The sequence below is a fragment of the Photobacterium sp. R1 genome, from assembly GCF_054600795.1.
In genome coordinates, this window is record NZ_BAAHZP010000492.1 from 1 (window position 1) to 277 (window position 277).

1 pseudogene is annotated in these 277 nt (G+C 49.5%); it reads left to right on the forward strand.

Annotation, left to right across the window (positions count from 1 at the left end):
- Positions 1-23: 23 nt before the first annotated feature.
- Positions 24-277: pseudogene (locus tag ACYP03_RS25995) on the forward strand (MFS transporter); the annotation flags it as partial.

The window sequence follows — 277 nt, forward strand, 5'->3', positions numbered from 1 at the left end:
GTCTTTTACCCATTTCATTGCAGATGCAAAATCTGACAGCAGAGCAAATCGGCGGCTTAATGGCTTCGACCGTTCTGGGTGGTATGGCCATTCAGCCTGTTGTCAGCGCGTTATCCTGTAAGATGAGTAAAACCCTGCTGATGGCAGCGGCCTGTCTGTTAGGTATTTTTGCAACCGGACTGATGAGCCTTATTCCCGGTTACAGTATTATGGTGGTGGGTTTGGCGCTGCTGGGTATGTCTTCTTTTGCGTTGTACCCAATTGCAATCTCGCTGGC